This window comes from Pseudomonas sp. G2-4 (genome assembly GCF_030064125.1).
Taxonomy (GTDB): Bacteria; Pseudomonadota; Gammaproteobacteria; order Pseudomonadales; family Pseudomonadaceae; genus Aquipseudomonas.
Genome location: NZ_CP125957.1, coordinates 3040505 through 3064470 on the forward strand (window position 1 = coordinate 3040505; position 23966 = coordinate 3064470).

Genomic DNA, 23966 nt, shown 5'->3' on the forward strand with positions numbered 1-23966 from the left:
GGCAAATCTCGATCGGATAAGGGTGAGTAGCGGTTATGAGGTGAAATCGGTGAGCAACTCGCGGGGCGAGGACATCGGCACATGTGCCAATGGCTCGGACGGCTGCGCCTGGCCCACGACAAAATCGTTGACCGGACGCCCCATCAGGGTGTCGACAATGCGTTGGCTGGCTTTGCCATCGCCATAGGGGTTGACTGCCTGCGAGGTACGACGCCACAAGGCCACGTCGTCGAACAAGGCGTTTACGCCAGCGATGATCGAGGCCGGGGAAGTGCCAACCAGGCGCACGGTACCCGCGGCCACGGCTTCGGGGCGTTCGGTGACGTCGCGCATCACCAGCACCGGTTTACCCAGGGACGGCGCTTCTTCCTGCACACCGCCGGAGTCCGTGAGGATGACGTGGGCGTGTTGCATCAGGCGCACGAACGCCAGGTAATCCAGGGGCTTGATCAAGTGCACGTTGAGCAGGTCACCCAGTTGTTCGGTCACCGGCCCCAGCACGTTGGGATTGAGATGCACCGGGTAGACGATCTGGATGTCAGTACGCTGGGCCAGATGACGCAAGGCCTTGCAGATATCCAGGAAGCCTTCGCCGAAGTTTTCCCGGCGATGACCGGTCACCAGCAGCAGCTTGCGTCCGGTTTGCAGGAACGGGAACTGTTGGTCCAGTTCGCCACGCAACTGTGCATCCTCATTGATGCGCTGAGCCGTCAGTTGCAGGGCGTCGATGACTGTATTGCCCGTCACCAGGCAGCGGCCCTGCAGGCGTTCGCCCAGCAGGTTGTCGCGTGATTGGCCGGTAGGGGCAAACAGCAGGTCGGCACTGAGGTCGATGCAGCGACGGTTCATTTCTTCCGGCCATGGACTGTAGATGTCACCGGTGCGCAGGCCGGCTTCGACATGGCCCACGGGAATACGCCGGTGGAAGGCGGCCATCGAGGCCACCATGGCCGAAGTGGTGTCGCCATGGACCAGTACCCGATCCGGCCGGGTCTGTTCCAGGACCGGGTCGATGGCGCTGTACAGGGCGGCAGTCAGTGAGTTGAGCGTCTGGTGCGGCGTCATCACGTCCAGGGTGAAGTCGGCCTTGAGATCGAACAGATCCAGCACCTGCTTGAGCATGCTTTGATGCTGGCCGGTGACGCAGATCAGTGACTCAATACCTGGTTCGGCGGCGAGGGCCTTGACCAGCGGTGCCATCTTGATGGCTTCGGGACGGGTACCGAAGATCGACAGGATCTTGAGCCGTGGGACTTGAGTAGCGATGACGCCCTTCCTCGCGCAGTTTGCTGCGCCGCACAACAGTTCGCCCTAGTGCGATCATGCACTTGAGTAAGTGATTTAAGTTAAGTGGATCCAATGTACGAAAGGGCTGTACGCGCAAAGAAAGTTGCGTGGTGGCACCTTGGTTTTTTGGAGCGGCAGATTAATAACATCAAAGTACGTTGTCGCAAAGTTTTTTGTGTGAAGTTTTATTAATATTTTTTTGAAGGCGAAGTCGATGCCAGGGGTAACGCGGATTGACCATTGATCAAATCCAATTACCCATTGATTTATAAGGGTTTCAAATTCTCTGTTGATTTCTGCGTGGCAATAACTACGTCGCGGGTGGTTATTAATTATTGGCGCCGTAATAAAGGCGAAGGCAACTTTTGTATGTCGGCGAAATGGCGTCGGAATGTTGTCGCGGGTCGCTAGTTTATTTGCTTGAACTCTTTGTTTGCTAAAGTGCGCTTATTAAAATTGGTTCATTTTATTTTTGTTAATTTTGATGAGTGGTTTGTAATAACTATGTTCGTGACGTGCCGCCGGTTGTTCTCAAACAGCGAAAGTGTGCGTCTGGTTTCGCCAAATTGGGGAGGGGTAGTCGTTTTAGCGCATAGCCGATAATCGCACGCTTTGTCATGCATGCGTGCTTGGGTTATTGACCGAACTAACCGGTTGGTACATTTTAGGCGCATCCGCCTTGTGTCGCATTGCCAGGGCCATAATAAAAAATAGAGGAACACCTCATGCGCAGTTGCTTGCACTCCCTCATCGCCTCTCCCTCGATCTGTCGCGCCCGACCTGGAGCTCTTCGCAACGCCTGCGCCTGGATTCGATAGCGGACACCGTCGCCGTTTCTATCGCGCCGGCTGGATCCCGGCATCGACAATTCGAGAGGTCTTCAAGATGACAAAAGTCGTCGATCTGTATTTCAAGCTGCTCAAGCTCCTGATCGTGTTGTGCATGGTCGCCATGATCGTGCTGGTGTTCGGCAACGTGGTGCTGCGTTATGCGTTCAACTCCGGCATCAGCGTGTCGGAAGAACTGTCGCGCTGGTTCTTCGTCTGGATGATTTTTCTCGGCGCCCTGGTGGCGCTCAAGGACCGTGCGCATCTGGGGATGGACAGCCTGGTCAAGCGCCTGTCGCCAGCCGGCAAGCGCATCTGCCTGGTCATCGGGCATCTGCTGATGCTGTACATCTGCTGGTTGATCTTCATCGGCAGCTGGCAGCAGGCGGTGATCAACCTGGATGTGGTCGCGCCGGCCTCGGGGTTATCGATGGCGCTGTTCTATGCCGCCGGCCTGGTGTTTGGTGCCAGCGCCGCGGCCATCCTGCTCTACGAACTCTACCTGGCGACGTTCGGCAAGCTCGGCGATGACGAACTGGTCATGGTCAAGGACAGCGACGCCGAGGTGAGCGCCCACAACCCCATCAAGAGTACCCGCCCATGACACTGGTTATTTTCCTCGGGTCCTTGATAGGCAGCATGGCGCTGGGCATTCCCATTGCGTTTGCCTTGCTGGTGGTCAGCGTCGCGCTGATGTTCTACCTGGATCTGTTCGATGCGCAAATCATCGCCCAGAATCTGCTCAACGGCGCCGACAGCTTCCCGCTGATGGCCGTGCCGTTCTTCATGCTGGCCGGCGAGGTCATGAATGTCGGAGGGCTGTCCAAACGCATTGTCAACATTGCCATGGCGCTGGTGGGGCACAAACGCGGTGGTCTCGGTTACGTGGCAATCATTGCTTCCTGCCTGTTGGCGTCGCTCTCCGGTTCGGCCGTGGCGGACGCGGCGGCACTGGCGGCGTTGCTGGTGCCGATGATGGTGCTGGCCGGGCACAACCGGGGACGCTCGGCAGGCCTGATCGCCGCCGGTAGCATCATCGCACCGGTCATTCCGCCGAGCATTGGTTTCATTGTGTTTGGCGTGGCCTCCGGGGTGTCGATCTCCAAGCTATTCCTGGCCGGCATCGTGCCTGGGCTGATGCTTGGAGCTTCGCTGGCCGTGGCCTGGTGGTTCATCTCTCGAAGCGAGAATGTCGAGACGCCGCCCAAGCGTTCCCGTGCCGAAGTGCTGCGCACATTGCTCGACGGCAGTTGGGCGATGGGCCTGCCTTTGATCATCATCCTGGGTCTTAAATTCGGCATCTTCACCCCCACGGAAGCCGCAGTGGTCGCGGCGGTCTATTCGCTGTTCGTGTCCCTGGTGATCTACCGGGAAATGAAAGTCAGCCAGCTGTACGACGTGATCCTGTCGTCGGCCAGGACCACCTCGGTGGTGATGCTGCTGGTGGCGGCGGCCATGGTTTCGTCATGGCTGGTGACCATCGCCGACCTGCCGGGCCAGCTGGCAGAACTGCTGCAGCCCTTCATGGACAACCAGACCCTTTTGCTGCTGGTGATGATGGTGCTGATCATCCTGGTGGGAACGGTGATGGACATGACCCCGACCATTCTCATCCTCACCCCGGTGCTGATGCCGGCAGTCATCCAGGCGGGTATCGACCCGGTGTATTTCGGCGTGTTGTTTCTGATCAACACGGCGATCGGGCTGATTACGCCGCCGGTGGGCACGGTGCTCAATGTGGTGTGTGGGGTGGCGAAGCTGGACTTCGAGGAGATCGTCCGTGGCGTGTGGCCGTTCATGCTCGCGCAGTTTGTGGTGCTGTTCCTGCTCGTGTTGTTCCCTCAGCTGGTCCTGGGGCCCTTGAAATTCTTCACCGGATGATATCGGTGCAAGCCGTAGTAGCTCGACTTAAAAACAATAATGATCGGAGAGTGACATGCGAAAACTGATGAAAACCCTGTTGGCCGGGGCGTGCGCAACGGGGTTGTTGCTGGGCAGCGTGGCGAGCCATGCGGATGAGATCCGTGAACGCACCCTGCGATTCGCGTTCCAGAACGTCAAGGAACATCCACAAGGGCAGGGCGCGCAGAAGTTTGCCGACCTGCTCAGTGCGAAGAGCGGTGGCAAGATCAAGGTCCGTCTATTCCCCGGTGGCACCTTGGGCGGTGACGTGCAGACGGTGTCGGCCTTGCAGGGCGGCACGCTGGACATCACTGTGCTCAACTCCGGCATCCTCGCGGCCCAGGCACCGGACTATGCCATGCTCGACTTCCCGTTCCTGTTCAACAACGCGGAGGAAGCCCATGCGGTGATCGATGGGCCGGTCGGCCAGAAACTCGCCGCGCAGCTGGATAGCAAAGGCCTGGTGGGCCTGGGCTATTGGGACCTGGGTTTCCGCAGCCTGACCAACAGCAAGCATCCGGTGGCCAAGCTCGAAGACATGCAGGGCTTGAAGATTCGCGTCATCCAGTCGCCGATCTACCTGGAAACCTTCTCCGCCCTGGGGGCCAACCCCGTGCCGATGGCCTTCCCCGAGGTCTACACCGGCCTTGAACAGCACACTATCGACGGCCAGGAAAACCCGTTCACGGTGATCGAAGGCAATAAATTCTACGAGGTGCAGAAATACCTCTCCGTGACCGGGCATATTTTCAACCCGCAGTCGTTGATCATCAGCCAGAAAACCTGGAATCGCCTGAACGACGATGAAAAGACGATGATTCGCGAGGCGGCAGTCGAGGCGCAAACATTCCAACGGGAAGTCACAGCCGCGAGCATGGACAAGGCGAAAGCGACGCTGGCTGGCGCGATGACCGTCAACGAAATCACCCCCGCCGAGAAAGATCGCTTCCGCGAGCGCGTGCAACCGGTCATCGACAAGTTCGCCAAGTCCCTGGATGGCAACCTGGTGAAGATGATGTACGACGAAATTGCCAAGGTGCGCGCGGCCCAGTGAGCTGAACCCAACACCAGGCCTTGAGCCGATCAAACCTGTGGGAGCGAGCTCAGCTACATCACTGCGGCTGACCTGGCGCCATCGCGAGCAAGCTCGCTCCCACACTGGCCTTCCAGTGGGCATGCAATCCGCGCTCGACACACATCTCCATGTGGGAGCGAGCTTGCTCGCGATAGCGGTGTGTCAGCCAACATCAATGCGGCTGACCTGGCGCCATCGCGAGCAAGCTCGCTCCCACACTGGCCTTTCAGTGGGCATGCAATCCGCGCTCGACACACATCTCCTTGTGGGAGCGAGCTTGCTCGCGATAGCGGTGTGTCAGCCAACATCAATGCGGCTGATCTGACGCTATCGCGAGCAAGCTCGCTCCCACAGGTTTTTTTGTTGCTCTTCCGTGAGCGGTTATTGTGCGCCCGGAACCGCCAGCCACTGCCCAATGACTTTCTGGTAGCTGCCGTTTGCCTTGCTCAGGTGCAACCACTGGTCAACGTACATTTTCCAGGTGGTGTCGTCCCGTGGCAGCAGGTAGGCCTTCTCGCCATATTGCAGGTAACGGGTCGGGTTGACGGCGCAGAGGCCCGGCTTGAGTTTTTGCTGGTAGAGCGCTTCCGAGGCATCGGTAATCATCACGTCGGCTTTCTTGTCCAGCAGTTCCTGGAAGATGGTCACATTGTCGTGGAAGTTGAGCTGGCCCTTGGGCAGGAACGCCCGGACGAAGGCTTCGTTGGTGCCGCCGGCCGGCTCCACCAGGCGCACCGACGGTTGGTTGATCTGTTCGATGGTCTGATAGCGCGACTGGTCTTCGCAACGTACCAGCGGGATCTTGCCATCCACGTCCAGGGTCGTGCTGAAGTAGGCTTTCTTCTGACGTTCCAGGGTCACTGAAATCCCGCCCATGCCGATGTCGCACTTACCGGCCAGCATGTCCGGCATCAGGGTTTTCCAGGTGGTCTGCACCCATTGCACCTTGACGCCCAGGCTGGCGGCCAGCGAGCGGGCCATGTCGATGTCAATCCCTTCGTATTCGCCTGTTTCAGCCTTGTAGGTGTAGGGCTTGTAGTCGCCCGTGGTGCACACCTGCAGTTCGCCTCGTTGAAGGACTTGATCCAGGTGCGAGGGCATAGCCTCCGCCAGGGCATTGCCGCAGAGCGCCAGCAGGCCGCAGATCGTCATCGTGATTGTTATGTTTTTCATAGGAATGGACGGCTCGCAAGGAGGGACAAGGCCGTCGAGTGTAGTAAAAGTGCCGGCAGGCTGTCACTGGAGCGTCGCGATGATCCATACGGCGTTCAATCATGACTGGCGCTAGACTGAAGGCTCTCTCTAAAGAATGATGGGTGTCCTGATGAGTCTTTCTCCCTTTCACCTGGCTATTCCCGTTTATGACCTTGCGGCTGCCCGTACTTTTTATGGGGACGTGTTCGGGCTCCCGGAGGGTCGTTCCAGTGCGCAATGGGTCGATTTCAATTTCTTCGGTCATCAGTTGGTGATCCATGAGCAGCCGAAGACCGCGTCCCAGGAAAGCGTCCACAGCAACCCGGTGGACGGGCACGACGTGCCTGTACCGCACTTTGGCGTGGTGCTTGGCTGGCAGGAGTGGGAGGCGTTGGCCGAACGCTTGAAGTCCTTTGGCACTGAATTTGTGATCGAGCCCTATATCCGCTTCCAGGGCCAGGTGGGCGAGCAGGCGACGATGTTTTTGTTCGACCCCTGCGGCAATGCGCTGGAGTTCAAGGCGTTCAAGGATATGAGTCAGTTGTTCGCAAAGTAAGGCGATGCTGATCTTTGTGGCGAGGGGATTTAGCGCGAAATAATCCCGTGGTCGATCGCGTATTTCACCAGCGCCGCAGGTTTGTCGATGTTGAGCTTGCGGCGAATGCTCAGGCGGTGGGTTTCGACGGTCCGCACGCTGATGTCCAGTTCGCGGGCCATTTCCTTGTTGTTCAGGCCCTGGACCATTTTGTACAGCACCTGGCTCTCCCGTGGCGTCAGTTCGTTATCGCTGCTCTGGTCAGTGGCGAGCCGTTGGGCGATCTCGGCGCTGTAGAAGGTGCCGCCGCTGATAATGGCTTCGATGGCCGCGATGATTTCCCGCGAAGGGGCGTTCTTGAGCACATAGCCGCTGGCGCCGCATCGCACGGACTCGCTCACGTATTCATAATTGTCATACATGCTCAGGATCAGGATCTTGAGGCTGGGGTATTGCTTGCCCAACTGGCGGGTCAGTTCAAGTCCGTTCATGTCCTTGAGGCTGATGTCCATCAGCAGCAGGTCAGGTTGGCAGTGACCGACCATCTCGATCGCTTGGGCGCCGTTCTCGGCTTCGCCCACCACGTCCAATTGAGGCATCACCGACAGCAGGGCCCTGATGCCGTCGCGGACCAGGGAGTGATCGTCGACCAGCGCAATGCGGATTGCAGGGGACAGGCTCATTGGCAGGTGCTCTGGGTAGGGTGGGCGCACATCAGCTTTCTGTCGCCGACAGGGTCATGGGCAGCAGGATGTCCAGTTCGCTTCGGCCCGGCACCGACGTCAGCTCCAAGCGTCCGCCGAAATGCTCGACCCGTTCACGGATATTACGCAAGCCGATGCCAGCATGGCCGCGCTCGACCTGTGGGACGTTGAACCCCATCCCGTCATCCACCACCGTCAGGCGCAAGGACTGGCCGGAGCCGAACAAGGTGATGCCGACGCTTTTCGCGCCGGCGTGGCGTTCGATATTGGTCAGGGCTTCCTGGGCAATGCGGAACAGTGAAACCGGCGCGCCGTTTTCCAGCCGACAATCGAACTCATTACTTCTGTAGGACACATCGAGCCCGCTGCGTTGCTGGAACTCAGCCGCGAGCTGGCCGATGGCGGCAGGCAGGCCCAGCGTGTCGAGCAGGGAAGAACGCAAATCGTGGGAAATGCTGCGGATTTCGCCGATGGCCTCTCCCAGCCGATCAGTCGCATTCTTCAAAATGCCCAGGCCATTTTCCTGGCCGTTTTCCAACACGTGACTAGCCAGTTCGAATTGGAATTTGATCGACACCAGCAACTGGCTGATGCCGTCGTGAAGTTCGCGTGAGACCCGCGAGCGCTCTTCCTCCTGCAAACTGACAATGCGCTGGTTCAACCGCTGCAGTTTCTTGTCGGCCAGGCGATGTTCGCTGACGTTGAGGGTCATGCCGCCGGCAAACACCAGCAGCACCGCGACCAATGCGATGGCGGCGATGGCCTGCATGGTGGTGTGGATGCCCTGGGCCACCTCGTCGCGGGCCTGCTGGGTGGCGCGCTCGACATCTTCCAGGTAGATCCCGGTGCCCAGCATCCAGCCCCAGCGATCCAGCATCACGACGTAGGCCAGCTTGTCGGTGACCTGGCCGGAGGAGGGCTTGTTCCAGGCATAACGCTGGAAACCTTCACCCGACTCGGCGCTTTTGAGCAGTGCCTGGATGACGGGCAAACCGTGGGGATCCTTCATGTCCCAGAGGTATTGCCCGACCAGTTCCGACTGACGAGCGTGCATCAGGCTGCGGCCCTGGCGGTCGTAGACGAAAAAGTAGCCGTTGATGCCGAAGCTGAGTTTGCGCAATTCCTCCAGGACCTGCTGCTGCGCACGTTCGTCGCCCAAGCCGTTGTTGTACAGCGGGGCGATCAGGCTCTGCGCCATCTCGACGTAGTTTTTCAACTCGGCGCGCTTGCTCGCCAGGATGCTGTCTTCGATCAATTGTGCCTGTTGATCGCCCAACTGGCGGTTCAGGGAGATCACCAATGCGCAGATGACAGCAATCGCCAGGACCAAAGGCAAAATACCGAGCGCGACGATTTTGTGTTTGAGCAGCATCTGTACTCCTGTCCGGGCACGACGGGGGGGAGGTGGATGGCGGCATCATATGCCAAACCCATGGATGAGACATCCAAACCTGTGGGAGCGCGCTTGCTCGCGATGGCGCAGGATCAGCCAGCCTGGATGTCGCCTGACACAATGCCATCGCGAGCAAGCTCGCTCCCACAAGGGAATCGGGTTCTACGTAGTACTACGGATTTATTTATTGACGGCATACAGGGATATTGGGCCCGCTCCGAATAGCCGGGGCACACTATAAAAACAATCGCCGCAATCCATTGGATATCGGCAGGAGACACGCAATGACAACCCGTCTGGTTAAACACCTCGCCTGGTTTGCCGTGGCTGTTCTGGGAGCCTGTGCGTTGAGTGTCGTGGCCTTGCGCCGCGGCGAACCCATCAACGCCCTCTGGATCGTCGTCGCAGCCGTGGCCATCTACCTGGTCGCCTACCGCTACTACAGCCTCTTCATCGCCAACAACGTGATGCAACTCGATGCGCGCCGGGCCACCCCCGCCGTGCTCAACAACGATGGCCTGGACTACGTCCCGACCAACAAACACATCCTTTTCGGCCACCACTTCGCGGCCATTGCCGGCGCGGGGCCGCTGGTCGGGCCGGTGCTGGCGGCGCAGATGGGCTACCTGCCCGGCACGCTCTGGCTGATTGCCGGCGTGGTGCTGGCCGGTGCGGTGCAGGACTTCATGGTCCTGTTCCTGTCCACCCGCCGCAACGGGCGCTCCCTGGGCGACATGGTCCGCGAAGAAATGGGCCGCGTCCCCGGCACCATCGCGCTGTTCGGCTGCTTCCTGATCATGATCATCATCCTCGCGGTGCTGGCACTGATCGTGGTCAAGGCCCTGGCCGAGAGCCCATGGGGGATCTTCACGGTGATGGCGACCATCCCGATCGCGATGTTCATGGGCATCTACATGCGCTACATCCGCCCGGGCCGCATCGGTGAAATCTCGCTCATCGGCGTGCTGTTGCTGCTGGGCTCGATCTGGCTCGGCGGGCAAGTGGCCGCAGACCCGGTCTGGGCCCAGGCCTTCACCTTCACCGGCGTGCAAATCACCTGGATGCTGATCGGCTATGGCTTTGTCGCCGCGGTGTTGCCGATCTGGCTGATCCTGGCGCCACGGGACTACCTGTCCACCTTCTTGAAGATCGGCACCATCGTCGCCCTGGCGATCGGCATCCTGGTCACCATGCCCGAGCTGAAAATGCCGGCACTGACCCAGTTCACCGACGGCACCGGGCCGGTGTGGAAGGGCGGGTTGTTCCCGTTCCTGTTCATCACCATCGCCTGCGGCGCGGTCTCGGGTTTCCATGCGCTGATCTCTTCGGGCACCACGCCGAAGATGCTGGATAACGAAGTCAACGCCCGCTACATCGGTTACGGCGGCATGCTGATGGAGTCCTTCGTGGCGATCATGGCCATGGTCGCCGCTTCGGTGATCGAGCCCGGCGTGTACTTTGCCATGAACAGCCCGGCGGCCATCGTCGGCGGTGACGTGGTGGCCGTGGCGCAAACCGTCAGCAGCTGGGGTTTTGCAATCACCCCCGAGGCGCTGCAGGCGGTGGCCAAGGACATCGGCGAAACCACCGTCCTGGCCCGTGCCGGCGGTGCGCCGACCCTGGCGGTCGGTATCGCGCAGATCCTGCACTCGGTGCTGCCGGGTGAGAACACCATGGCGTTCTGGTACCACTTCGCGATTCTGTTCGAGGCGCTGTTCATCCTCACCGCGGTGGACGCCGGCACCCGTGCCGGGCGGTTCATGCTGCAGGACCTGCTGGGCTCGTTCGTGCCGGCGCTCAAGCGTACCGAATCCTGGGCCGCCAACCTGATCGCCACTGCCGGTTGCGTGGCAATGTGGGGCTACCTGCTGTACCAGGGCGTGATTGATCCGCTGGGTGGGATCAACACCTTGTGGCCGCTGTTCGGCATCTCCAACCAGATGCTGGCCGGTATTGCCCTGATGCTCGCCACCGTGGTGCTGATCAAGATGAAGCGCCAGCGCTACGTCTGGGTGACCATGCTGCCGGCGGCCTGGCTGTTGATCTGCACCACCACGGCGGGGCTGATCAAGCTGTTCGACGCCAACCCGGCGATCGGCTTCCTGGCCCTGGCGCGCAAATACAACGATGCCCTGGCCGCCGGCCAGATCCTGGCCCCGGCCAAGAGCATCGAGCAGATGCAGCACGTGGTGTACAACGCCTACACCAATGCCACGCTGACGGTGTTGTTCCTGTTGGTGGTGTTCAGCATCCTGTTCTACGCGCTCAAGGTCGGCATCGCCGCCTGGGGCACGAAAGAACGTACGGACAAGGAAGCACCCTTCCAGGCCGTGCCGGACGCTTGATAGAGGATTGCAACGATGTTCAATGACCTGAGTCGCCTCGGTAAATACCTCGGTCAGGCCGCGCGCCTGATGGTCGGCATGCCCGACTACGACAACTACGTCGAGCACATGCAAACCAAACACCCGGACAAACCGCTGATGGACTACGAGGCGTTCTTCCGCGAACGCCAAGAGGCCCGTTACGGTGGCAAGGGTGGGCCCAAGTGCTGCTGATGCACCGCTTGGGTTGAGGTAATCCCCTGTGGGAGCGAGCAAGCTCGCTCCCACAGTTGTTTTGGGGGGGTTCAACATTTGCATACACCACAGATTCCCTGTGGGAGCGAGCTTGCTCGCGATGGCGGTGTGTCAGTGAGTGATGATGTTGACTGACCCAACGCATTCGCGAGCAGGCTCGCTCCCACAGTTGTTTTGGGGTGGTTTCAAGATTTGCATACACCACAGATCCCCTTGTGGGAGCGAGCCTGCTCGCGATGGCGTCGGGTCAGCAGCATCGATGTCGACTGACCCACCGCGATCACCCAGGATTTAGCGGGGTTCGCGACTGAGCCGCAGCTCGGCACACAGCCCGCCGCCGTCGCGGTTGCTCAAGGTCAATGAGCCGCCCATGGCATTCGCCAGTTGCTGGGCGATGGCCAAGCCCAATCCTGTACCGCCGGTTTCCCGGTTGCGCGAGCTTTCTACCCGGTAGAACGGCTTGAGTACTTCGGCCAGCTCCTGCTCATTGATGCCAGGGCCACGATCTAATACCTGGATCGCCAATTGACCGTTTTCGCTCTCTTGCACCTCGATCCGAGCCGCGCCGCCAAACTTCAACGCATTGTCCACCAGGTTAACCAGCACCCGGCGCAGGGCGTGGGGGCGGGTGTCGATGACGGCGGCGTTCTTTCCGGACAACTGCACATCCTGTCCGGTGTCCTGATAGTCGAACACCAGGCTGTCGAGGAACGCATCCAGGTTGATGCGGCAGCTGGCCTCAGTGGCGCCATGGATGCTGCGGGCATAGGCCACGCCTTCGCGTACCAGGTGTTCCATTTCGCTCAAGTCGCTCCACAGCTTGTCCTTTTCCAAGCCGTCGTCCATGAATTCGGCACGCAGCTTCATGCGTGTGATGGGCGTCTGCAAGTCATGGGAAATCGCCGCCAGCAGTTGCATGCGCTCCTTGAGGTAGGCGGCGATGCGGTCCTGCATGGCATTGAAGGCCTTGGCGGCGTGGACCACTTCGGTCGGACCCTTTTCATCCAGGCGCGCGCTGTGGGTGTTCGGGTCGAGGGTCTCCACCGCCTCGGCCAAGCGCGTGAGCGGGCCGACGGCAATGCGCACGGCCAGCCATGTGCAGCCGATCAACAACGCCAATTGCCCCAGCAAGACCACCGGCAGCCAAGGGGAGAGGGGCATCATCGCCGGGCGTACATCGATGGTCAGCGGGCTGCCGTCGCCCAGGCGCAGGTGAGCCTGGTAATGCATTTTCGGCCCGGGAATCTGGCTGAAGGTCAGGGCGTAGGCTTGGCCGATAGCCTCCTGGATGGAGCTCACCGACACCGGCGCATCGGCAAGGTCCATCGGCTGGCCGGGCTGGCCTTCATTGAGCAGGTAGCCGTAGTTGCGCCGGATGAGCTTGGGCAGCCAGGCCGGACGTTCGGCGGCAGGTAGGCGGTCGAGAATGGCAACGGAAGTCGAGACATCGGTTTCCAGGTTACCGAGCATGGTGGATCTGGCCGTCTGGTAGCGCTCGTAATACTGGGCACCAAACGACAGTCCTTGGGCCAGGATCAGCCCGATCAGGAAGATCAGCGACAGCCGCGAAGCGAGTGTGCGCGGCCAACGCAACGGCAGACTCATACCGAAGCCTCAAGGATCTCCACCGGCAGCGAAAACACATAGCCTTCGCTGCGCACGGTCTTGATGTAGGCCGGCTCCCGGGCATCGTCCAACAGGCGTTGACGCAGGCGGCTGACCAGCAGGTCTATGGAACGATCGAACAAATCGGCGTCCCGGCCCTGGGTCAGGTTGAGCAACTGGTCGCGGTTGAGTACCCGTTGTGGGTGGTCGAGGAACACCCGCAGCAGCCGGTACTCGGCGCCACTCAGGGCGACCATGGTGCCATCGGAATCCAGCAAATGGCGGGCGGTGGTGTCCAGGCGCCAGCGTCCGAACGCCAGCAGGCGACCGCTTTCAGTGACCACCAGGTTGGGCGGCAGCATGCGGGTACGGCGTAGCACGGCGTTGATCCGCGCCAGCAGCTCGCGGGCGGCGAAGGGCTTGACCAGGTAATCGTCGGCGCCCATCTCCAGGCCGATGATGCGGTCTGTTTCGTCGTTGCGGGCGGTCAGCATCAGCACCGGTGTGGCCTTGTGCTTGCCGGCGCGCAATTCCCGACACAGCACCAAGCCATCATCGCCGGGCATCATGATGTCCAGCACGATCAGGTCCACCGGGGTGGTTTCCAGGAACGCGCGCATCTGCCGGCCATCGGCGACGACGGTGGTGCGCAGGCCGTTCTTTTTCAGGTAGTTGCCAACCAGCTCTCTGATCTCGCGATCGTCATCCACTATCAACACGTGATCGACATGATCCATGGTGTCCAGCCCCTTTGGCGTTTCGTTGTGATCAGTCTACAGGCGCCGGTCGGCCCGGCCTGCGACGGTTTGTATTGCAGTGTATCTGGCGCGCGGCGGATACACAGGGATGCAAAAAGCCACCTGTCTGGATACAGGCGCGATACCTCAACGGCATTCAATGGCTTCCATCGAGGCAACACAACAGGCCTCGGCAGAAAACACACTCATTGAATGAATCGAGGACACCGCCATGAATACCAAAGCCATCTACGCCGCTTGCCTCTTCGCCGCGCTGAACATCTGCACCCTGTCGGCCAGGGCCGAAAGCAACGTCCAGGCGCAAACCTATACCTACGGGACCCACCTTGATATTCAGAAAGTGCTTTCCCTCACCGAAGACGCCAATCCGGCCTGTGGCGTGGTGAACGCCGAGATGATCTATCTGGACTCGGCGGGCCACAAGCAGGCGCTGGACTACCGCAAGCTTGCCGACAATTGCAATAACGGTAACTGATATCAAAACGGTAGGTGTGCTTGCGGCCTCTGTGGCGAGGGAGCTTGCTCCCGCTGGGTTGCGCAGCGACCCCAAAGCCAGACGCCCCGGTATGCCTGATTGACCGAGTCGATTGTTGTTGGGGCTGCTGCGCAGCCTAGCGGGAGCAAGCTCCCTTGCCACGGGCGCATGCCTGCATTTCTTTGACATACCACCCCCTCTTAAGGTGATGCCATGCTTCTGATCGCTTTCCTCGGCGGGATCCTGACGATCCTCAGCCCCTGTATTCTCCCCGTAGTGCCGTTTCTGTTCGCCCGTGCCAATCGTTCGAGGAGCTCGGTGCTGCTGACACTTGCCGGCATGGTGTTGACGTTTGCCCTGGTGTCGAGCCTGGCGGTGGTCAGCAGCGAGTGGGTACTGCGCGCCAGCAACGTCGGCCGGCAAGTCGCCCTGGTGGTGATGGTGCTGTTCGCCTTGTCGCTGATCTTCAGCCGGGTCGGTATATGGCTGTCGCGGCCGCTGGTCAGCCTGGGCAATCGGATTGACGCCGGCGCCGGGCGGATGGCCGGGCCGGTAGCGTCGGTGTTGATCGGGGTCGCTACCGGACTGCTTTGGGCACCCTGTGCCGGGCCGATACTCGGGGTAATCCTGACCGGTGCCATGCTGCAAGGCGCCAGCGCCGAAACCAGCCTGTTGCTGCTTGCCTATGGCCTGGGCAGTGCCTTGTCGCTGGGCGTGCTGATCCTCGCCGGACGCGGATTGGTCGGTCGCTTGAAACTCTCGCTGCCGCTGATGACCTGGTTGCGCCGTGGCAGCGGTGCCGTTGTACTGCTGGCTGCCGTGGCGATCGGTACTGGCTTGGATAATCGGCTGTTGGCCAGCACCTCTTCCCAAGGATCGGCAACCCTGGAACAAAGCCTGCTGGAAAAGGTACCCAAGGCGATCGACTACGTGATCAGCAAAGCCAACGCTACATCCATGCCGACCCTCGGCTCCCAGGGCGCCATGCCCTCGCTGGACGGCGCGGTGCAATGGCTGAACTCGCGCCCGCTAAGCAGCGAATCACTGCGGGGCAAGGTGGTGCTGGTGGATTTCTGGACCTATGACTGCATCAACTGCCAGCGCACGCTGCCTTATGTGAACGGCTGGGCAAAAAAGTATGAGAAGGACGGGCTGGTGGTGATTGGTGTCCACACGCCGGAATACGGCTACGAGAAGATCATCGACAACGTGCGCGAGCAGGTGCGCAAGCTGGACATCCAATACCCGGTGGCCATCGACAACCAATATGCGATCTGGCGCGCCTTCAACAACCAGTACTGGCCGGCCCATTACTTCATCGATGCCAAGGGCCAGGTGCGCTATAGCCACTTTGGCGAAGGGCGGTATGGCGAGCAGGAGCAGGTGATTCAGCAGTTGTTGCAGGAAGCCAAGGCAGGCCAGTGATTGTGGCGAGGGAGCTTGCTCCCGCTGGGCTGCGAAGCGGCCCCAATAACTACCTGGCAACTCGGCGTGTCAGGCAAATGCAGAGGGCCGCTTCGCGACCCAGCGGGATCTCCCTCGCCACAAAAGCCTTTACCCTCTCCACATGTCGGTGCAGCCGTGCTGGCCCCTTGCTCATTTGAATGTCGTCAAACTTCTTTTATTTCAGAAAGTTGAGCGACAAACCTATGCGAATTTCTATGTGGGTCGTAGCGACGTTTCTCCTGGCCGCCGTCTCGCTTGAGGTCCAGGCCAAAGCGCTGACGAAAAACCAGCAGTCAGTGTGCCGCTGGGGTTCGGACATCGCAGCAGGAGCACAGGCAGCGAAGCTCTCCGGGATTACCCTATACGGCGCCCGCAAGCGACTGCAGGTGCGCAAATTCCCAAGGCCCTGGATGCGCATGACTGCCATGGGCATCACCGAACAAACCTACAACAGCGCCTCGCGCCTCAAGCCCGCTGCGGTGAAGCAGACCTACTACGAGCAATGTGTGCGTCACGAGCTGGCACGCAGATAAGCACTCAACGTTACGCCGGGCGCCTGCCAGGCATCTCGATGCCATGCTGGTGCACCCTTCGATACAGGGTCGCCCGGGAAATACCCAGGGCCCGGGCGGCGGCGGTGGGCTTCCAGCGATGGCGCACCAGGGCGTCGAGCAGTGCCTGGCGTTCCGGGCTGGCGCTGGGCTCGGGCGTGGGGCTCGCCACTTCTGTGCTGTGCAATGACTCGGGCAGATGACTGAGCTGGATCACGCTCGCCTCACACACCGCACAGGCGTAGCGCAGTACATGGCGCAATTGACGGACATTGCCAGGCCAGTGATAGCCGAGCAGGCATTCCAGGGCAGCACTGCTCAATTGCACCGCGTCCCCGCACAGCGCCGACTCCTCGGCGAGAATACGGTTGATCAGCGCCAGCCGATCAGTGCGTTCACGCAGCGGGGGCAGTTGGAAGCGGGCGCCGCCCAAGCGGAAGTACAAATCCTCGCGAAACTCGCCGGCGGCCACCAGCGTCTCCAGGTCGCGGTGGGTGGCGCAGATCACCTGGATGTCCACGGCCTTGCGGCGCGATGCACCCAAGGGCGCCACTTCGCCTTCGGCTAACACCCGCAGCAAGCGGGTCTGCAAGGCCAACGGCATGTCACCGATCTCATCCAAAAACAATGTCCCGCCATCGGCCTGTTGCAACAGGCCCTGCATGCCCTTGGCCGAGGCGCCGGTGAAGGCCCCGGCGACGTAGCCGAACAGCTCGCTCTCGATCAGGCTTTCGGGAATTGCCGCGCAGTTCAATGCCACAAAAGGCCGATCACGACGCTGGCTGGCCTGATGCAGTTGACGGGCGAACACTTCCTTGCCGGAACCGGTTTCGCCCTGGATCAGCACCGGCAGGTTGCGGTCCTTGACCCGCACCGCCAGGCGCAGGCTGTCGGCCAGGCGCGGATCGATTTCCGACGGGCTCATGGCAACCCGGGGCCGTGGATGGGGCCGATGGCGAGGCGCGCTCAAGCGGCCATGCATGGCGTGATCGAGCGGGTAGAGGCTTTCGTCACGGGCGCGGTGCAGCTGTTGTTGATCGAAGACCTGGCTGATGTGTTGCGGTATCTGCCCGTAATGCTGCAACAGGTATTGGCGGGCGGCGGGGTTCAGGGCCTGCAGGCAGCCGTCGTCGTCCCAGGCGAACAGGAAGTCGGGCTGGCTGTCGACGTAGCCGGCGTTGCGGTGAGCCCGCAGGACCCAATAGCCCTGGGCGCTGCTCATGAAAAACGCCTGTTCGATTTCCCGGGCGCTCTGTACCACCATTTGCCGGATCAAGTGCTGTGAACGCCGATCATCCGGTGAGCGCACCGCCGACACATCCAATACCCCGAGCAATTCACCTTGCGGGTCGAAGACCGGCGCGGCGGAGCAGGTCAGGCCAATGAATGCCGCGCGGAAATGGTCACGCTTGTGCACCGTCACCGGGGTCTTGGCCGTGAGCACCGCCGCCACGCCGCACGTGCCTTCTTCGCCCTCCGACCAACAAGTGCCCAGGTACAGCCCGGCCTTGCGGCAGTCATTGCGGATCGCGGTTTCCACCCGGTAGTCGATGGTCTGGCCCTGGGCGTCGGTCAGCAGCACACAGTAGTCGGCGTCGCGTACCCGTCCATGCAGGCGGGCCACTTCTTCACTGGCGATATTGAGGAACAGCTCGGAGCGCTCACGGCATTGCTTGAGCACGCCCTCGGAGAGGATGCGCGGGCCCTGCAGCGAGCCGGGGTCCAAGTGATGTTGCTCCATGGAGCGACGCCAGGAGTCGAGGATCAAGTCCGGGACGGGCAGTTGTGGCAATCGGTCCGCGTTTTTTACTACGCGGCTGACGCAATCCACATGCGCCCGGGAGTGTGCGGAAAGCATAGGGCCTCCGGTTCAACTTCTTATCGTTGTGCGCGCATTAAGCGCCGTTTGCCGGACGCAGACAAGTTTAGCGGGGCGCAGGGCCGGCGTGAGACGCCACGTCTCACTGTCTCGCCACGCTCTCGTGCAGGCTGACATGGCGCGTCTCACAGAGGCCGAGCTCACGCTGTTGAACAGCGTGCTTCGAGCGCTCTGGCTCGGGTATCTCGCGGCTTCTTCACGCAACTGGCACCGGCCTTGCTCTATCCCCTGAAACCGCCTGGCGGTTCATCCAATAATAAAAATGAGGTGTCTATGTTTTCCCGCCGAGGGTTTTCCTGCCCAGGGTCTTGCCGCCCAGGTTATTTGCCTGTTTCGTCCACGGTGGCGCCATGAGCCGCCGACCACTGACCGTGGGCATCATCGCCAACCCGGCATCGGGCCGTGACGTGCGTCGCCTGACCGCCAATGCCGGGTTGTTTTCCAGCACCGACAAGGTCTCGGTAATCCAGCGCCTGCTGGCCGCTTTCGGCGCCACGGGTATCGAACAGGTGCTGATGCCCACCGACATGATCGGCATGGCCGCCGCGGTGCTGAAGAACAGCCACAGCCGCCAGGCCCGCAGCAGCCATTGGCCGGCCCTGGAGTTTCTTGACCTGACCCTGCGCCAAACCGTCGAAGACACCCGCCGGGCGGCGCGGCTGATGGCCGAACGCGAGGTGGCGCTGATTGCCGTGCTGGGCGGCGACGGCACGCACAAGGCCGTGGCCGCTGAAGTGGGCGACATCCCATTGCTGACCCTGTCCACCGGCACCAACAACGCCTTTCCTGAATTGCGCGAGGCCACCAGTGCCGGGCTGGCCGGCGGGTTGTACGCCAGCGGCCGGATACCGACGCAGATCGGCCTGCGTCGCAACAAGCGCTTGTTGGTCTGCGATGCTGCGCGTGGCCTGCGGGAGGTCGCCCTGGTGGATGTCGCCGTGTCGCCGCTGCGCTTTGTCGGCGCCCGGGCTATCAGTCGGGCGGCGGACCTGGCCGAAGTCTTCGTGACCTTTGCCGAACCGCAATCCATCGGTTTGTCGGCACTGTGCGGCCTGTGGTTCCCGGTGTCACGCCAGGCTCCCGGCGGGGCCTGGATGCGCCTGGACCCGCAATCGCCCGAGGCACTGCTGGTGCCGCTGGCTCCCGGTCTGTTGCAAGGCTGCGGCGTGCTTGCCGCCGGGCCGCTGGAACCGGGTATTGCCCACGGCCTGTCGCTGTCCAGCGGCACGTTGGCCCTGGATGGCGAACGGGAAATCGAATTCAACCCACATGACCGGCCCACGGTCACCCTCGATGCCAACGGCCCGCTGAGCATCGACGTCAGCGCGGTGCTGGCCTACGCCGCGCAACACCGTTTGTTGACCATCGGCCGCGAACATCCGCAACACCCCCTGAACCTTCAAGACAGCCTTCAAGACACCCTGGGAGAATAAAAATGTCGACACCGCTCACCCACGATCAACTGCTGCACGCCTATCAGGTGATGCGCACCATCCGCGCCTTCGAAGAGCGCCTGCACGTGGAATTCGCCACCGGCGAGATTCCCGGCTTCGTCCATCTGTATGCCGGCGAAGAAGCCTCGGCCGCCGGGGTCATGGCCCATTTGGGCGATGACGATTGCATCGCCTCCAACCACCGTGGCCATGGCCATTGCATCGCCAAGGGCGTGGATGTCTACGGGATGATGGCCGAGATCTACGGCAAGAAAACCGGCGTCTGCCAAGGCAAGGGCGGCTCGATGCACATCGCCGATTTTGAGAAGGGCATGCTCGGTGCCAATGGCATCGTCGGTGCCGGCGCACCCCTGGTGGTGGGCGCCGCGCTGGCGGCCCGAATGAAAGGCACCGACAGCGTCGCCGTGGTGTTCTTCGGCGACGGCGGCTCCAACGAAGGTGCAGTGTTCGAGGCCATGAACATGGCCTCGGTGTGGAACCTGCCGTGCCTGTTCGTCGCTGAAAACAACGGCTACGCCGAAGCCACCGCGTCCAATTGGTCGGTGGCCTGCGACCACATCGCCGACCGCGCCGCCGGGTTCGGCATGCCAGGGGTGACGGTGGATGGCTTTGACTTCTTTGCCGTCCATGAAGCGGCCGGCGCCGCCGTCGAGCGCGCCCGGGCTGGGGAGGGGCCGTCGCTGATCGAGGTCAAGCTGACCCGCTATTACGGCCACTTCGAGGGCGACGCCCAAACCTACCGGGCGCCCGATGAGGTCAAGCATTTCCGCGAGAACCAGGATTGCCTGATGCAGTTCCGTGAGCGCACCACCCGGGCCGGGCTGCTGTCGGCCGAACAGTTGGACCAGGTCGACAAGGAAGTGGAGTTGCTGATCGACAACGCGGTGTTCAAGGCCAAGTCCGATCCCAAACCCACGGCAGCGGACCTGCTCACCGACGTCTACGTCTCCTATCCCTGAACGCTGCTTACTCGAACAAGAACCTAAAACAAAAATAGAGAATCCCATCATGGCGAGAAAAATCAGCTATCAGCAGGCAATCAACGAGGCGTTGGCCCAGGAAATGCGCCGCGACTCCAGTGTCTTCATCATGGGCGAGGACGTGGCTGGCGGTGCCGGCGCCCCCGGTGAGAACGACGCCTGGGGCGGTGTGCTTGGTGTTACCAAGGGGCTTTACGACCAATTCCCCGGGCGCGTGCTGGATACGCCGCTGTCGGAGATCGGTTACGTCGGCGCGGCGGTCGGGGCTGCTACTTGCGGTGTGCGTCCGGTGTGCGAACTGATGTTCGTCGACTTCGCTGGTTGCTGCCTGGACCAGATCCTCAACCAGGCGGCGAAGTTTCGCTACATGTTCGGCGGCAAGGCTTCCACGCCCCTGGTGATCCGCACCATGGTCGGCGCCGGCCTGCGCGCCGCCGCCCAGCATTCCCAGATGCTCACCTCCTTGTGGACCCACATTCCGGGCCTGAAGGTGGTGTGTCCATCCTCGCCCTACGACGCCAAGGGTTTGTTGATCCAGGCGATCCGCGACAACGACCCGGTGATCTTCTGTGAGCACAAGTTGCTCTACAGCATGCAAGGCGAAGTGCCGGAAGAGCTCTATACCATCCCCTTCGGCGAGGCCAATTTCCTGCGCGACGGTAAGGACGTGACCCTGGTGTCGTACGGGCGCATGGTCAACACCGCGATGGACGCCGCCCGCAGCCTGGCCGGGCGCGGTATCGACTGCGAAGTCATCGACCTGCGCACCACCAGCCCGATGGACGAGGACAGCATCCTCGAAAGCGTGGAAAAGACCGGACGCCTGGTGGTCATCGACGAGGCCAATCCACGCTGTTCCATGGCCACCGACATTTCCGCGCTGGTGGCGCAAAAGGCCTTCGGCGCGCTCAAGGCGCCGATTGAAATGGTCACCGCGCCGCACACCCCGGTGCCGTTCTCCGATGCCTTGGAAGACCTGTACATCCCTGACGCGGCGAAAATCGAAAAAGCCGTGCTCAACGTGATCGAGTGGAGCAAGCGCTGATGAGCCAGATTCATACCCTGACCATGCCCAAATGGGGCCTGTCGATGACCGAGGGCCGGGTCGATGCCTGGCTCAAGGAGGAGGGCCAGACGATCACCAAGGGCGATGAAGTGATGGACGTGGAGACCGACAAAATCTCCAGCAGCGTCGAGGCACCGTTCTCCGGGATCTTGCGCCGGCAGATCGCCCGCCAGGACGAAACCCTGGCGGTTGGCGCCCTGCTGGGCATCGTCGTAGAGGGCGAGGCCAGCGACGCCGAGATCGATGCGCTGATCGAGCAGTTCCAGGCCAGCTTCGTGCCGGGCGATGCCGCAGCCGAGGACTGCGGACCGAAACCGCAGAAAGTCGAATTGGACGGCCGGCTGATCCGCTATTTCGAGCGCGGCGAGGGCGGCACGCCGCTGTTGCTGGTGCACGGTTTCGGTGGTGATCTGAACAACTGGCTGTTCAACCATGAAGCACTGGCGGTCGGGCGTCGGGTGGTTGCCCTGGACCTGCCGGGCCATGGCGAGTCTGGCAAGGTCTTGCAACGGGGCGATCTCGATGAGTTGAGCGGCGTGGTGCTGGCCCTGCTCGATCATCTGGACATCAACGCTGTGCACCTCGTCGGGCACTCCATGGGCGGCGCCGTGTCGCTGAACACAGTACGGCTGGCGCCCCAGCGGGTGCGTTCCTTGACCTTGATCGGCAGCGCCGGTTTGGGGCCGGAGATCAATGGCAGCTACTTGCAGGGCTTCGTCGAAGCGGCCAACCGCAACGCCCTCAAGCCGCAGTTGGTGCAGCTGTTCTCCAATGCCGGTTTGGTCAACCGACAGATGCTTGACGACATGCTCAAGTACAAGCGCCTGGAGGGCGTGGATGCCGCGCTGCAACAGTTGTCCGCGCGCTTGTTCGCCGAGGGTCGCCAGCAAACCGACTTGCGCGAAGTGGTACAGGCCGGCGATGTGCCGACCCTGGTGATCTGGGGCAGCGACGACGCCATCATTCCAGTGACCCACAGCGAAGGATTGAGCGCACAGGTCGAGGTGTTGTCCGGTCAGGGCCACATGGTGCAGATGGAAGCGGCCGAACAGGTCAACTCGCTGATCCTGGCGTTCATTCAACAGCACTGATCAAGCGGGCGGCGAGGTGATTCGTCGCCCCTGCAAAAAATCTGGAGGAATGCTATGAACGTTTCAATCAAGCCTACCCGCAGCATGCGCGCCGCCGTTTGGCATGGCCGTAACGACATCCGCGTCGAAGACGTGCCACTGCCTATTTCGCCGCCCGCCGGGTGGGTACAGATCCGCGTGCAATGGTGCGGCATTTGCGGTTCCGACCTGCATGAGTACGTGGCCGGACCGGTGTTCATCCCGGTGGACGCACCGCACCCGCTGACGGGGATCAAGGGCCAGTGCATCCTCGGCCATGAGTTCTGCGGCGAGATCGTCGAACTGGGCGCCGGTGTGGAGGGTTTCAGCGTTGGCGAGCCGGTGGCGGCCGATGCCTGCCAGCACTGCGGCACCTGTTATTACTGCACCCACGGGCTGTACAACATCTGCGAAAACCTGGCGTTCACCGGGTTGATGAACAACGGTGCGTTTGCCGAACTGGTCAACGTACCAGCCAACCTGCTCTACAAATTGCCCGCCGATTTCCCAGCCGAGGCCGGCGCCTTGATCGAACCGTTGGCGGTGGGCATGCATGCGGTGAAAAAGGCCGGCAGCCTGTTGGGCCAGAACGTCGTGGTGGTGGGGGCCGGGACGATCGGCCTGTGCACCATCATGTGCGCCAAGGCCGCCGGCGCCGCCCAGGTCATTGCCCTGGAAATGTCCGGCGCACGCAAGGCCAAGGCCCTGGAAGTTGGCGCCAACCATGTGATCGATCCGAACGAATGCGATGCCCTGGCCGAAGTACGGCGCCTGACCGGCGGCCTGGGCGCCGATGTCAGCTTCGAGTGCATCGGCAACAAGCACACCGCCAAGCTGGCCATCGACCTGATCCGCAAGGCCGGCAAGTGCGTGTTGGTGGGGATCTTCGAGGAGCCGAGTTCATTCAACTTCTTTGACCTGGTCTCCACCGAAAAACAGGTGCTCGGGGCGCTGGCCTACAACGGCGAGTTTGCCGACGTGATCGCCTTCATTGCCGATGGCCGTTTGGACATTTCGCCACTGGTGACCGGGCGCATTCAGCTGGAGCAGATCGTTGGGCAGGGATTCGAGGAACTGGTCAATAACAAGGAGCACAACGTGAAGATCATCGTGTCACCCGCACGGATCTGAGGGCGCCTGTGATGGG

21 protein-coding genes are annotated in these 23966 nt (G+C 61.4%); 14 read left to right on the forward strand and 7 right to left on the reverse strand.

Annotated features, from left to right (window positions below; genetic code table 11):
* Nucleotides 1-33: 33 nt before the first annotated feature.
* Nucleotides 34-1266 carry a non-hydrolyzing UDP-N-acetylglucosamine 2-epimerase gene (gene wecB / locus QNH97_RS13020; protein ID WP_283557475.1) on the reverse strand — a complete coding sequence of 411 codons (1233 nt, stop codon included), beginning with the start codon at nt 1264-1266 and terminating at the stop codon, nt 34-36.
* 906 nt (nt 1267-2172) lie between these two features.
* Between wecB and QNH97_RS13025 the strand changes: the two genes are divergently transcribed.
* The 3 genes from QNH97_RS13025 to QNH97_RS13035 are packed head-to-tail and all read left to right on the forward strand — an operon-like array spanning nt 2173 to nt 5070.
* The gene (locus QNH97_RS13025; RefSeq protein WP_283557197.1) at nt 2173-2718 is read left to right on the forward strand and encodes a TRAP transporter small permease; all 546 of its coding nucleotides are present in this window, start codon (nt 2173-2175) and stop codon (nt 2716-2718) included.
* Nucleotides 2715-3995 carry a TRAP transporter large permease subunit gene (locus QNH97_RS13030; protein ID WP_283557198.1) on the forward strand — a complete coding sequence of 427 codons (1281 nt, stop codon included), beginning with the start codon at nt 2715-2717 and terminating at the stop codon, nt 3993-3995. The genes QNH97_RS13025 and QNH97_RS13030 overlap by 4 nt, the downstream gene beginning before the upstream one ends.
* Nucleotides 3996-4050: 55 nt before the next feature.
* The gene (locus tag QNH97_RS13035; RefSeq protein WP_283557199.1) at nt 4051-5070 is read left to right on the forward strand and encodes a TRAP transporter substrate-binding protein; all 1020 of its coding nucleotides are present in this window, start codon (nt 4051-4053) and stop codon (nt 5068-5070) included.
* Between the two features lie 402 nt (nt 5071-5472).
* On the opposite strand, the gene QNH97_RS13040 is transcribed toward QNH97_RS13035, so the two are convergent.
* Nucleotides 5473-6264, reverse strand: a complete 792-nt coding sequence (locus QNH97_RS13040; RefSeq protein ID WP_283557200.1) for a transporter substrate-binding domain-containing protein — start codon at nt 6262-6264, stop codon at nt 5473-5475.
* Nucleotides 6265-6415: 151 nt separating this feature from the next.
* On the opposite strand from QNH97_RS13040, the gene QNH97_RS13045 reads away from it, so the two are divergent.
* Nucleotides 6416-6841: a VOC family protein gene (locus QNH97_RS13045; RefSeq protein WP_283557201.1), complete on the forward strand. Its 426-nt coding sequence runs from the start codon at nt 6416-6418 to the stop codon at nt 6839-6841.
* A gap of 29 nt (nt 6842-6870) precedes the next feature.
* Here QNH97_RS13045 and QNH97_RS13050 read toward each other — a convergent pair whose 3' ends face one another.
* Both QNH97_RS13050 and QNH97_RS13055 read right to left on the reverse strand, forming a co-directional pair.
* A complete protein-coding gene (locus tag QNH97_RS13050; RefSeq protein WP_283557202.1) occupies nt 6871-7503 on the reverse strand; it encodes a response regulator in 633 nt (210 codons plus the stop codon).
* Nucleotides 7504-7534: 31 nt separating this feature from the next.
* Entirely contained in the window at nt 7535-8896 is a 1362-nt protein-coding gene (locus tag QNH97_RS13055; protein WP_283557203.1) for a cache domain-containing protein, read from the reverse strand.
* A gap of 305 nt (nt 8897-9201) precedes the next feature.
* Here QNH97_RS13055 and QNH97_RS13060 point away from each other — a divergent pair, with 305 nt between their 5' ends.
* Together QNH97_RS13060 and QNH97_RS13065 are read left to right on the forward strand one after the other, a co-directional pair.
* Nucleotides 9202-11262 carry a carbon starvation CstA family protein gene (locus tag QNH97_RS13060; RefSeq protein WP_283557204.1) on the forward strand — a complete coding sequence of 687 codons (2061 nt, stop codon included), beginning with the start codon at nt 9202-9204 and terminating at the stop codon, nt 11260-11262.
* Nucleotides 11263-11277: 15 nt separating this feature from the next.
* Nucleotides 11278-11475 (forward strand): YbdD/YjiX family protein, encoded by a 198-nt coding sequence (locus QNH97_RS13065; protein WP_003201656.1) that lies wholly within the window; start codon nt 11278-11280, stop codon nt 11473-11475.
* 312 nt (nt 11476-11787) lie between these two features.
* On the opposite strand, the gene QNH97_RS13075 is transcribed toward QNH97_RS13065, so the two are convergent.
* Together QNH97_RS13075 and QNH97_RS13080 are read right to left on the reverse strand one after the other, a co-directional pair.
* Entirely contained in the window at nt 11788-13101 is a 1314-nt protein-coding gene (locus tag QNH97_RS13075; RefSeq protein WP_283557205.1) for an ATP-binding protein, read from the reverse strand.
* Nucleotides 13098-13838: a response regulator gene (locus tag QNH97_RS13080; protein ID WP_123344949.1), complete on the reverse strand. Its 741-nt coding sequence runs from the start codon at nt 13836-13838 to the stop codon at nt 13098-13100. The genes QNH97_RS13075 and QNH97_RS13080 overlap by 4 nt, the downstream gene beginning before the upstream one ends.
* Before the next feature lie 232 nt (nt 13839-14070).
* On the opposite strand from QNH97_RS13080, the gene QNH97_RS13085 reads away from it, so the two are divergent.
* The 3 genes from QNH97_RS13085 to QNH97_RS13095 all read left to right on the forward strand — a co-directional run bounded on the left by QNH97_RS13085 (nt 14071) and on the right by QNH97_RS13095 (nt 16313).
* Nucleotides 14071-14334: a DUF2790 domain-containing protein gene (locus tag QNH97_RS13085; protein WP_283557206.1), complete on the forward strand. Its 264-nt coding sequence runs from the start codon at nt 14071-14073 to the stop codon at nt 14332-14334.
* A 213-nt stretch (nt 14335-14547) separates the two neighbouring features.
* A complete protein-coding gene (locus tag QNH97_RS13090; protein ID WP_283557207.1) occupies nt 14548-15759 on the forward strand; it encodes a cytochrome c biogenesis protein DipZ in 1212 nt (403 codons plus the stop codon).
* A 224-nt stretch (nt 15760-15983) separates the two neighbouring features.
* Nucleotides 15984-16313: a hypothetical protein gene (locus tag QNH97_RS13095; RefSeq protein ID WP_283557208.1), complete on the forward strand. Its 330-nt coding sequence runs from the start codon at nt 15984-15986 to the stop codon at nt 16311-16313.
* A gap of 10 nt (nt 16314-16323) precedes the next feature.
* On the opposite strand, the gene QNH97_RS13100 is transcribed toward QNH97_RS13095, so the two are convergent.
* On the reverse strand, nt 16324-18189 hold the full coding sequence (locus QNH97_RS13100; RefSeq protein ID WP_283557209.1) for a sigma-54-dependent Fis family transcriptional regulator: 1866 nt from the start codon (nt 18187-18189) through the stop codon (nt 16324-16326).
* Between the two features lie 371 nt (nt 18190-18560).
* Between QNH97_RS13100 and QNH97_RS13105 the strand changes: the two genes are divergently transcribed.
* The 5 genes from QNH97_RS13105 to QNH97_RS13125 all read left to right on the forward strand — a co-directional run bounded on the left by QNH97_RS13105 (nt 18561) and on the right by QNH97_RS13125 (nt 23950).
* A complete protein-coding gene (locus tag QNH97_RS13105) occupies nt 18561-19643 on the forward strand; it encodes an ATP-NAD kinase family protein (protein WP_283557210.1) in 1083 nt (360 codons plus the stop codon).
* Between the two features lie 2 nt (nt 19644-19645).
* Entirely contained in the window at nt 19646-20623 is a 978-nt protein-coding gene (locus QNH97_RS13110; RefSeq protein ID WP_283557211.1) for a thiamine pyrophosphate-dependent dehydrogenase E1 component subunit alpha, read from the forward strand.
* A gap of 49 nt (nt 20624-20672) precedes the next feature.
* The gene (locus QNH97_RS13115; RefSeq protein WP_283557212.1) at nt 20673-21689 is read left to right on the forward strand and encodes an alpha-ketoacid dehydrogenase subunit beta; all 1017 of its coding nucleotides are present in this window, start codon (nt 20673-20675) and stop codon (nt 21687-21689) included.
* On the forward strand, nt 21689-22801 hold the full coding sequence (locus QNH97_RS13120; protein WP_283557213.1) for an acetoin dehydrogenase dihydrolipoyllysine-residue acetyltransferase subunit: 1113 nt from the start codon (nt 21689-21691) through the stop codon (nt 22799-22801). Before QNH97_RS13115 ends, QNH97_RS13120 begins: the two co-directional genes overlap by 1 nt.
* Nucleotides 22802-22885: 84 nt before the next feature.
* Nucleotides 22886-23950 (forward strand): 2,3-butanediol dehydrogenase, encoded by a 1065-nt coding sequence (locus QNH97_RS13125; protein WP_283557476.1) that lies wholly within the window; start codon nt 22886-22888, stop codon nt 23948-23950.
* The last annotated feature ends 16 nt before the right edge of the window (nt 23951-23966 follow it).